Annotated in this window: 7 protein-coding genes; 1 reads left to right on the forward strand and 6 read right to left on the reverse strand. The window is 42.6% G+C overall.

The genetic code is table 11. The features are described from left to right. Positions 1-101: 101 nt before the first annotated feature. The 3 genes from AC07UV_RS11735 to AC07UV_RS11745 form a co-directional block, all read right to left on the reverse strand. A complete protein-coding gene (locus tag AC07UV_RS11735) occupies positions 102-3,227 on the reverse strand; it encodes a SusC/RagA family TonB-linked outer membrane protein (RefSeq protein ID WP_495183874.1) in 3,126 nt (1,041 codons plus the stop codon). An 88-nt stretch (positions 3,228-3,315) separates the two neighbouring features. Next, positions 3,316-4,272: a carbohydrate kinase family protein gene (locus AC07UV_RS11740; protein WP_495183875.1), complete on the reverse strand. Its 957-nt coding sequence runs from the start codon at positions 4,270-4,272 to the stop codon at positions 3,316-3,318. 51 nt (positions 4,273-4,323) lie between these two features. Next, the gene (locus tag AC07UV_RS11745; protein ID WP_495183876.1) at positions 4,324-5,646 is read right to left on the reverse strand and encodes a sugar porter family MFS transporter; all 1,323 of its coding nucleotides are present in this window, start codon (positions 5,644-5,646) and stop codon (positions 4,324-4,326) included. 292 nt (positions 5,647-5,938) lie between these two features. Between AC07UV_RS11745 and AC07UV_RS11750 the strand changes: the two genes are divergently transcribed. Further along, on the forward strand, positions 5,939-8,692 hold the full coding sequence (locus AC07UV_RS11750; protein ID WP_495183877.1) for a substrate-binding domain-containing protein: 2,754 nt from the start codon (positions 5,939-5,941) through the stop codon (positions 8,690-8,692). Between the two features lie 8 nt (positions 8,693-8,700). On the opposite strand, the gene AC07UV_RS11755 is transcribed toward AC07UV_RS11750, so the two are convergent. From AC07UV_RS11755 to AC07UV_RS11765, 3 genes are read right to left on the reverse strand one after another with little or no spacing between them, the layout of a single operon-like run. Continuing rightward, entirely contained in the window at positions 8,701-9,474 is a 774-nt protein-coding gene (locus AC07UV_RS11755; protein ID WP_495183878.1) for an ABC transporter permease, read from the reverse strand. Continuing rightward, positions 9,467-10,372 (reverse strand): ABC transporter ATP-binding protein, encoded by a 906-nt coding sequence (locus AC07UV_RS11760; RefSeq protein WP_495183879.1) that lies wholly within the window; start codon positions 10,370-10,372, stop codon positions 9,467-9,469. Before AC07UV_RS11760 ends, AC07UV_RS11755 begins: the two co-directional genes overlap by 8 nt. Then, entirely contained in the window at positions 10,372-11,649 is a 1,278-nt protein-coding gene (locus AC07UV_RS11765; protein WP_495183880.1) for an erythromycin esterase family protein, read from the reverse strand. Before AC07UV_RS11765 ends, AC07UV_RS11760 begins: the two co-directional genes overlap by 1 nt. Positions 11,650-11,773: the final 124 nt, after the last annotated feature.

Genomic DNA, 11,773 nt, shown 5'->3' on the forward strand with positions numbered 1-11,773 from the left:
GAATTCTATTTTTTAATATTCCATATTTCCATGGATTTATTGTTTTGGTTTCTCGTCGCATCTATTCCCCTCTCATCCGCAAAGGCTTTTGGTTCTCTCTTCTAAAAGCCAATATTTACCCCCGCGGTCCATGTCGTCGGGATCGGATACCCCCAACCTACATTCTCAGGATCTACGCCTGTAAAATTCTTCGATTTAACTGTAAACAGGTTCTGTCCGGTAACATACACACGTAGGCGGCTCATACGTAAGCGAGAAGCTGTTGCCGTTGGTAAGGTATAGCCAAGCGAGAGGTTTCGAAGCTTCATATAGGATCCGTTTTCGATAAAATAATTGGACAGACGCCCCTCATCGTTATTGTTTGTTGTCTGCAAAGCCGGAATTGTCGAGGTTGGATTCTGTGGAGTCCAGGCATTGAGTAACCGTACACCTTTATTGGAGTTCACATCATCGACACTCCAGAAATCAGTCTGTTTTTTCAACCAGTTTTCAACGTCTATCCCCTGTACCCCCTGAAAATAGACGGACAGATCAAATCCTTTATACTTCAATGCAATATTCAAGCTATAGGAAAAATCGGGATGCGGGCTGCCGATCCACGTTCGGTCCATATCTGTGATCTGCTGATCAGCACCATAGACATTAAGGTAACGCAAACGGCCAATGCCTTTACCGGTCTGGTTAACATGATCATCAACCTCTTTTTGATTCTGAAAGATCCCATCCGTTAAGTAACCATAGAATGAGCCCAATGGCCTACCGATAATATTATCACCCTGACGACCACCATAGGAGTTTTCCACGGCTTCGGGCAAATGGGTCACCTTATTTTTATACGACGAAAAGACTGCGGTCACATCATAATCTAAACCAAAAGCAGTCTTATTGCGGTATCCTGTCGTAATATCCAAACCTTTATTTTCCATCGAAGCACCATTAGCCCAGCGATAGCCACCTTCACCGACGACACCGATATAAGCAGGATTGATCAGCATATCTTTTGTCGCTTTAATGTACCAATCGACTGATCCATAGAGACTCTGACCGAACAGTGTGAAGTCCAGGCCGATATTGGTCTGCGTCGTTGTTTCCCATTTTAGATCATTATTTTCAGTCTGGATTTTTCGGTATCCGGAAGGGAGAGTCCCTGTTCCGGTACCTGAAAGATCATAAGCGGTACCATCGACAATATTCCAGGTGGGGTCACCCACCCCATATTCAGGTACAAAGAGCGCATAGGTCGCCAGGTTACCGATGCCCTGATTACCGGTCTGCCCCCAGCCGGCACGCAGTTTAAGATCAGAGATATAATCCTTGGTACCAGCCATAAATCGTTCGGATGAGATTCGCCATCCTGCTGTTACAGCCGGAAAGGTTGCAAAGCGGTTGTTTTTTCCAAAACGGGAAGAACCGTCATGTCTCACGGTGAATGAGGCCAGGTAGCGGTCATCAAAAGAGTAGTTTGCTTTTCCAAAGTATGAAAGGAGCGAAAAACCTGTGGAACCACTGCCAACGGCGGCTGTCCCTGTACTTACACCGGGCCACATGTATTCTGGTGTTTCAATAGCGAAAGCGCCATCTCCCGCTGTATATGCATTAAAATTGATATCGTTCTGTCGGTTCATTTCTACACCAGCCAGTAGATCTATCGTGTGTCTGTCAATCTCTTTTCTGTATGTTGCAGTATTCGACCAGGTCCACTTTAATCCCTGAGACTGTTCCATATTGACAGCACTTCGACTGCTACTCATAAAACCTGAGCGATAGGAAACTTCCAGGTTACGTTTGTAAAAATTACTGTAGTCTATGCCATAGCTTGTGCGTAAATGCAAATCTTTGATAAGCTGCAAATCGGCGTAAACATTTCCAAATAGGCGCCAGTAATTGTATTTATTATTCCTGTTATCATGCAACAGGCGCATCGGGTTATGACGATCGTTCATCCCAAGGGCGGGACCGCCCCAACCAATTCCATCTACGGTATGTACAGGTATGACCGGCAATGCCTTCAGGGATAGATCAAGCACATCCCCGGGCACCTGCACTTCTCCCGTGTTGTTCACTGTAAAATTCTCACCGACAACCAACTTACCGTCAAACAGTTTATAATCGGCATTCATCCGGGCTGATATACGTTGGAAATCCGTATACCGAAGTGTTCCACTATTATGCAGATATCCTACGGAAAAATAAGAGCTTGATTTTTCCGTAGCCGAACTCAAAGTCGCATTGTACGATTGGAGTAAGCCCGGTTTGGAAACTTCATTGAACCAATCGGTATCTGCGGCATACATGGTATGTTCGCGATCGATATATTTGGATACAAACACATTGTTGAGCTGTGGCACGCCATTGGCATCGTTGTTCCACTCAAATTGATAGCCGATATTATTGCTATTCGGATTACCGCCGCTATTGATTGTTGCCTGCCATAGCGCCTGACCATACTGCTGTGCATTGAGCACCTTCATGCGATTATTAAAATGTGTACTGGTCACATAAGCGTCTACAGTAAGCTTTGGCGCTCCAAGTTTCCCTCTTTTTGTTGTGATCACGATAACACCATTTGCAGCGCGTGAGCCGTAGATACTTGCCGAGGAGGCGTCTTTTAATACCTGAATGCTCTCGATATCGTTGGAATTGAGCTCATGCATCCCACCTTGTGTCGGTATACCATCGATAACATAGAGTGGATCTTGGCTGCTGTTGATGGAGCTGATACCACGCATCCGTACAGTGGCCGCGCCACTTGGACTACCATCAGAAGTTACCGTCATACCCGCTACGCGCCCCTGAAGCGCCTTCATAGGATTATTTTCAGGAGCTTTCATCATTTCGGTCACATTGACGACACTCACGGCGCCGGTCAGATCCTTCTTGCGCTCTCGCTGATAGCCGGTGACAACCACCTCATCAAGTCCTTTTTCGGTACTGAGCAACCGGATATCCAAAAATTTCTTGTCCCCCAATAGTATTGTCTGGGATTCGTAGCCAACATAGGTTATTTCCACTGTACCGTTGTTGCCCGATAGCTGGAGTACAAATTCCCCTTTTTCATTTGTCTTCGTTGCCTGACTGGTTCCCTTGAGCACTAACGACGCTCCAACGATGGGAGCGGCTGTTCCGCTGTCCGCAATCCGCCCCCTGATTTCTGTTTGCTGCGCAAAAGCAACAACTGAAAAGAGAGCCAAAGACGGAAGCAACATAGCTTGCTGTCTTGTAAACATAATTGGTTATTATAAGTAGATTATTAATTTGATTATTTTTCTTGCTGTTGCTTATTTCGCATTTTCCCTTTTTTGCATCATAAGCTTTTTACTGTTTCATTTTCCGTTCACTATCACGGAAGATGGGATTCAGCCAGTGAAAGCGGTTGATATCTTCCGCATTATAAGCGGGACATGCACCGCTGCTCTGCGTCACAAACCCACTTAAAGTGGCTGCAAACTCGAGCACTTCCTCCAAGGCTATTCCTTCTGCCATCTGAAACCGCTTGGTCAAAAAAGCCGCTAAAAACGAATCTCCGCTTCCGATGGTATCTTCCACCTGTACTTTCAACGCAGGAAAATGATAGCTGATATTTGCTTTTTTATGATGGTATACTGCTCCTGCGGCGCCGTAGGTAACAATAGCTTCCTGAATAGAGAAACAATCTAACAGTAGATCCACCCGCTGCTGATCCGTGTACGTTGAAGGTGCCCCACTCCATTCAGCGATAATATACAGTTCCTCGGCATTCATCTTAACGAGATCCGCGTAGCGCAATAGTTCATGTACCCGATGAGGACCAAAAAAAGGAGCACGCAAATTGACATCCATGACCCTGAAGGGAGCCTCCTTTAATAAGGTCAATAGGCTTTGAAAACTCACATCATCGCGACAGGCCAAGCTGCCATACACCAAGAAGTCAGCTTTGGAAACAGCTTCCAGCACTGCCGGTCCCGCTGTAATTCTGTCCCAGGCAACAGGGTATACAATATCGTATTGTACATTACGGTCTGCATCAATCGTCACTTCAACGGTAGAGGTCGGCAAGCTATCATCGTACTGAAAGAAGGTTGTCGGGATCCCCAGCTGTTCACATACGGCAAGCAGCTCATAGCCATTTTCATCCCTTCCGACACGGGTAAGCATTTGTGCAACAACGCCAAGCTTATTGAGATGATAAGCAACATTTAACGGAGCCCCGCCCAGTTTTTTCCCGGTCGGCAAATTATCCCAAAGAACTTCTCCGAAACAAACTCCTTGTATTAATTTATTCAGGTTTTTCATTGTCATTATTATTTGTACGCATAAGCGATTAGATCAATAAAAGCGCGATACTTAATGTAAATTGATGGTCTGTCCCATATCTTCCAGCGACCGTCCTTTTGTTTCGGGCATAAATTTCAGTACATAAACAAGCTGCAATACCATAAATAGTGCAAAAATCAGAAAGGTACCGCCACCACCGAGCATCTCTGTCAGCGCCGGAAAACAAAAAGTAATAATCGCAGCCATTACCCAATGGGTCAAACTGCCAAATGTCTGGCCTTTAGCACGCACATCATTCGGAAAAATTTCGGAAATAAACACCCAGATCACAGCTCCCTGAGAGAAGGCAAAGAAGGCAATAAAACTCATCAGGTAGATTGTAATCGCAAATCCTGTTGTTTGCCCTGTATAGAAAGCCTGCGATACCAGTGCGAGGGATACGATCAATCCGATAGAACCCACCAGCATCAGTTTTTTGCGACCTACCTTATCTATAAAATTGATAGCCACCAAAGTGAAAATAAAGTTGATCACTCCGATTCCTACCGTGGAAAGCAAGGAACTTTGGGAACCGAGGCCTGCCATTTCAAAAACACGCGGTGCATAATAGATAATCGCATTGATACCCGAGAGCTGATTGAACAGCGCAAAACAGAAGGCCAATAAAATTGGTCTGGCGTTTTCCCGTATAAATAATTTGCCTTCACCTGCCATTGCATCTTTCGAGGCCTGAATTTTCTCGATCTCAAGCTCATAGCCCTCAGAATTGATTCGCTGCATGATCTTTGTTGCTTCAGATAGATTATTCTTATGCAATAGCAGCCATCTGGGACTTTCTGGAATAAAGAAAATCAGCACAAAAAACAGTAGCGACGGAAAACTCTGTACACCCAGCATCCAGCGCCAGGATTCTTCCCCTACCTGTCCGATAAAATAGTTTGATAAATAAGCAATCAAAATACCCAGTACCACATTGAATTGGAAGAGACCTACCAGTTTGCCCCGTGAAGCGGCGGGTGAAATTTCGGAAATATAAATAGGTGCCGTTACCGAAGACACACCAACACCAATACCGCCCAAAAACCGGAATAAAATAAAAATTGTCCAGTCATTGGCCAGCGCACTTCCGATCGCTGAAATAAAATATAATGCGGCTACAACAAATAGTGTATTTTTGCGACCGAGCTTGTCCGAAGGCAAAGCGCCCAATGCCGCGCCAACGACCGTACCTATTAACGCGATGGCCATCGTAAGCCCATGCTGAAACTCACTCAAATGCCAATGCTCCTGTACTGCTTTTTCAGCTCCCGAAATAACAGCTGTATCAAAGCCAAATAAAAATCCGCCTAATGCCACTACAAAAGACCAAGCCAATACCGTGTTTTTGTTCATCTTATCATCTATAATTGATTAACCCAAATTTAACCCTGGCTTCACGGGTACTTAAATTTGTACACAGCAAAAACATTTATTTATGTAACAATTTCAGAAACAACACAAAACATTGTTTATCAATACATTATACTAAATCATAATTTTTAAACTTTCAGTTTTTAGACATATCTTATAGAAAATGATACATATTTCAGCCATCTCTTTTTAGTGTAAAGAATACACTAACCTTGCGCTTATTATCTAAAAAAACTGAAATGATGTATATTCGGATAGTAAAGGGGAAATAAACATGGGAAAATATACCGTCTATGGCATATTGGTCCTGCTGCTTTTTTGGGGATGTCAATCGGCAAACCAGAAAAAGAAGCGGGTCATTGCTTTTTCGCAGTGCATTGGGAATGATGCATGGAGGCAAACTATGCTTGAAGAAATGAAACGGGAACTCTCCTTTGATCCCGATATTGAATTCTTATACCGCGATGCTCAAGGCAATAATGCTGTGCAGATTGATCAGATACGCGAGCTGACCAAAGCGGGTATCGACCTGTTGATTGTGTCACCCAATGAGGCCGAACCGCTTACACCGATCGTTGACTCTGTATTCCAGCGTAAAATACCGGTGATTGTAACAGATCGCAAAACCTCTTCAGGTCAATACAATGCTTATGTGGGTGCCGACAACCTTGCCATCGGAAAACTGGCCGGTCAATATAGCCAGGCTGTCCTCCAAGGTAAAGGTAGGGTCGGATTAGTAACAGGCTTATCGGGTACCTCTGCCTCGATTGAGCGTGAAAAGGGATTTATGCAAAGCATATCCGCGGCAAGCGGCATCCAGGTCAGTGCTATTATCCACGGTGGGTGGGAAAAGAATATAGCCTATACCAAAATGCGTGAGCATATTGCTCAAATGACACAAAGTGATATTATTTTTACCTTCAATGACCAAATGGCCATGGGAGTAAAAAAAGCACTGGACGAGGCGCAGCTCCAAAAAGATATTAAAATCATCGGTGTAGATGCGCTGCCTGGACCGGGCAATGGTCTTGAGCAGATAATAAAAGGTCATATGTATGCCTCTATACTCTACCCCACTGGCGGAACCGAAGCGATCAGAACGGCGCTGGCGATTATCAACAATCAACCATATCGACGCGAAAATATCCTCGCCACCGCTGTGATCGACAGAACAAATGCCGAACTATTGGCACTACAGTCACAAAAGATACAACAGCAGCAGGTAGACATCGACACAAGACAGGAATTTATCACTGAGCAAAATCGGATTTATCAAAATCAAAAATCTGTTCTAAATGTTCTCGTTGTCAGTTTGGTACTCGCAGTCGTATTTGGTGGCATTTCTATTATCGTTATCAAAAGCAATTGGGAAAAAAACAAACACCTTGAAATCCAGAACGGCGAGATCTTATCCCAGCAGAAACAAATCGTTGAAATGAGTAGTCAGATTCAGCAAGCCGCAGAAATCAAAAACAATTTTTTCACCAATATCTCCCACGAGTTTAAAACACCCCTCACCCTTATCCTGGCGCCTATCGAGGATCTCGAAATGCGAAAAGATCTATCAGAAGATATCAGAGAACAATTATCACGAGTCAAAAGGAGTGCAAAAAAATTGCAGCGACTCGTCAGCGACCTGATCGACATCCATCGGATCAGCAAGGCAAAAATAAAGCTTCAGGTATCAGCAGTACATATCGACCCTTTTATTCAGCAGGTCATCAACAGTTTTAAACCACTGCTCAAAAAAAGCAGAATATCGATCAGCTACATCAATAAGAGTATGCTCAAAGAGGTCTGGATTGACGAATATCTGATGGAACAGGTCTTATCCAACCTCCTCTCCAATGCGATAAAACATACCACAACCAGTGGTAGAATTGAAATTTCACTCGAAGAAAATAACTTCAAAGATTATTTCTATTTACGTGTGCTGGATAATGGTCTAGGGATCTCGCCCATTGATATCGAGCATATTTTTGATCCCTTCTATCAGGGAACAGGCAGCCGGAATGGATCCGGGATCGGTTTGGCCTACGTCAAACAGATCGTCGAGCTGCATCATGGCCAGATCACAGCCAGCAGCAAATTGGGCCATGGTTCGATCTTCACCCTGCGCATGCCTATCGGAAATACCCATTATCAACAGGAGGAGATCATAGCAGCTGTATCCGGTGTAAAACCTGTGTTCAAGCAACAAGACTTTCTGGATACTGAAGTAAAATCTCCTGACAAGAATCTCTCTTTTCATTCCAATAAATCGAAGAGCATTATGATTGTTGAAGATGATGATGAAATCAGGGGTTACCTGAGCTCAATCTTGAAAAACGACTATAATCTTTTTTTAGCGAGAGATTCGCATCAAGCCAGCACCCTGATGAAAGCACATTTCCCAGATTTGGTACTCACCGATATCATGTTGCCTGACGGCAGCGGACTAGATATCCTCAAAGACATCAAAACATTCTACCAGACAGCCCATATTCCTGTCATTCTGTTGAGCGCATTAGCCAATGAAGAGACGATCCTTGAAGGAAGTCTCCTGAAAGCAGATGATTATATAACCAAGCCCTTCAATGCCGCACTCCTTCGGGCAAGGATTGCCAATATGCTACAATCACGGCATCAGCTTAAAGAAAAATATAGTAGTAATGTCGAGCAATTTGATTCAACACAGTCAGATACCATTAATGAAAGCGACAGGCGATTTCTCAATAGCTTTTCGGCTATTGTCGAATCGAAACAACTGTCCGATCAGCGGCTGAGTGTCGACGATATTGCTGGCGAGCTCAACCTCTCGCGTGTGCAACTTTATCGTAAAGTCAAACAATTGCTCGACTGTAGCATCAGCGAGTATATTGTCGAAAGGAGACTCAAAAAAGCAAAAAGCCTGATGGCCGACGGACTCAATATCAATGAGATCTACAGCAACGTCGGTTTCTCCTCAGCGTCCTATTTTGCCTCAGCATTTAAAAAGAAATATGGACAGTCACCAAGCACCTTTAAGAAAGAACTAGACCGAAAATAAGCGATCAACTATTTAAAAAGGCCTTTCCTCTTAAAAATGTAAAAACTGATCAGCATAAAGAAAATGATCATAGCAATATTACTATAATCAAGTCTTTCAAAGACATCATTTTCATTCATTATATTCATGAAGGCCTTATAAGTACCAGTGTAAGGAATAAAATCAGAAAAATTCTTTTGAGCTACAAATACCGAAAACACCAACATAAACATGCTCACGCCAATGGGATAAATAAAGCTTCTGAATAGCAGACTTAATGCCAATTGAATCATCGAAATAGCCGATAGCGTAATCAAAAGCTTCAGAAACGTCACGAAAATCACCAACCTATAATCGTAATTCTGGAAACCGAGCACCGGGTAGATCAAACTCAGTACATACCCACTGATCAAGAAGGCTGCATAGGCAAATAGTATAGAAAACAGTATGGTTAGCAGCATAAAAATAGCCTTTGAAAAAAATATCTTCGACTTGTCAAGCGGTAAAGTAAACAGTACCTTATAGTTGTTGTTCTTATACTCAACATCACAGCAGGCATAAACAAACAGTGCGACCAGAATCGGGTACAGCAAATAAAAAAACTGAAATACATATCTTCCTAGCAATACCTTCCAGGGGTTAGGTACCGCACTTATACTTCCCGACCGGATGATATCGTATATAATATAACCATCAATAGCGAAAATAAGCAATACCGGAGCGATAAGGACGCCAAAAATCTGCCGGTTTCTGAGCAATTTGAATTTTTCAGATAAGAAAGCGGTATACAATGTATTAGTCATTAGAGCGGGCAATTAAGTTTATAAAAATCTGTTCAAGGTCTGCACTATGGGACTCTAGTCCATAAATTTCAATGTTATGTTGCACCAGACATTTAATCAACTGATCAAACTGGTTGTCATCTGCTATTTTCACCACGACCGTTTGTCCATCGGTTCTTAATACCGAAAATTCGGCATTGTATAAAATCGTGGCTGCCCGTGTAGCATCGGAAGTCCGCAGTAGAGCCTCCCGTTCCACCTGACTTAGCAACTCATTTTTAGTTCCCTGAAATATCATTTTGCCTCCCTCAATAATTCCTATATGTGTGGCTATCTTTTCGAGCTCGCTTAGAATGTGACTTGACAGAAATATGGTCTTTCCCTGTTCATTGAGCAAGCGAAACAGATTTCTCATTTCGACAATTCCCTGTGGATCGAGCCCGTTTAACGGTTCATCCAGGATTAGAAGTTGTGGATCATGAAATATAGCCATGGCAATTCCTAACCGTTGCTTCATTCCCATAGATAACATACTGGCTTTTTTCTTTTTCTCTTTTCCTAGATCTACCATTTCGAGCACCGCATCGATTCGTTTTTCTCCTTTTTTGTGGATGATATCCAAATATCTTAAATTCTCAAAAACGGTCAATTTGGTGTAATAGCAAGGTGCTTCGATGAGATTACCCACATTTGCATAAATGTCGCTACGATCGGCTTTTAAACTTTGTCCCCGGATAAAAATAGCATCGGCGTTGTCCTGCAAGAGTCCAAGTAGGAGTTTGATGGTAGTAGACTTTCCAGCACCATTCCGTCCAAGGTAACCGTAGATACTTTTGTCAGGAACATGGAGGTCAATGTTATTTAAAATGGTTCTTGAACCTATTTTAAAGCTGAGCTGTTGAGTTAGGATACTTTCCATTAACGTTCGAGATAAGTTGGTCTTTTATTTAGATCAATATAAAAAATGCCATCAATATAGTCCGTCCATTTTCTTTCCTCCTCAATACCTTGATTGATGACTGAAACAAATGGCCTCCTGAGCAGAGAAGTATCGGGTAGTCCCTGTAGATCCAAAAAGAAATAAGGTACCCCTGTTTGATGGAATAAATTTTCAATGGCCAATTTACCGGGTTTCCCCACTATTTGACCGGCATCATTTTTCTTTCCGTAAGAACTAAAGTCAAGCATATAAGCCTGATGGCCATACTTCTTTTTAATATAGGCACCTAAAGGAAGGTATTCCTTGTTATAAGCTGTTGAAAACGTATGGATATTGGCACACCATACAATGACCTTTTTTCCGGCATATAAAGAATCTATTTGGTATTGGAGATTTTGAGCCATTAAGGAGTCGCGTAGCTGCATACTCGCCATGGATCCTTGCGCATATGACCAAGATTTTTCATAATTAGTTTTTATATCCGCGAGGTATCGACTATAAACCCGCTGTTCCTCGTTTCCGCCAGAGGCCCGTAAAGCATGTCTCAATTTCCCTATTTCACTTAAGAGCTGTCTTTTAGCTGTAGAATCAAGCTTTCTATTGGCATACCTGGCTAGGGCCAGATACTCCAGATTGTTGAGTTCTTTTTTTAATAAGGGATAATCTTTTAGACCGATCTTATTTTTAAGGCAAAAATCCGCTAGCAACTTTGCTCGTTTATCAGCAAGTAAACGACCGGAAAACTGAATATCAAATCCACCGAGAGTAATTGGCTTGCCTGATAATTTGGACTTTTGATAGTAGTTTATCAGTGGATCCGTTTCGTTGTTCCGCCACCAAAAATCAAACAACCCCAGACCAGCCAAAGATTGTTTAGGAATCTGCATAGTCGGACGGTCCATTTCTCTGTTCATGACCCACATATCATATTGTCCTGCTTCATACAGTACGATATTATAATCTAATTTTTCGTGGAGATAGCGGATCAACCTCGATTTGGCCCGAAAAGTTTCCCCATCATCATGCTGCATCTCCCCTAACATCAGTATCCTATTATTCTTTAAAATACGATCGAATACACGGAGATCGGAAAAATTGCTATCCATCATGGAAATACTATTGATTACCGCTTTATTGCGATCTACATCCACCCGCAGGGCCTGATAATTCGGTGGAAGCCGATCATTATAAATAAGTTTATTAAAAATTAAAACAATGGCAATAAGAGCCGTTATTGCGAGAAGTATACGCTTCATTCTGCACGATTAATTCGGTTTATATTTCCAGGAATAAGTCATTAATGATACACTATTCCGAACAACTTCTAATATAAGATGATAATTTCTGTCATTTCCATAAATAGTTAATAAAAATCATCTA

It is taken from the genome of Sphingobacterium sp. GW821-FHT03E03, assembly GCF_059420745.1.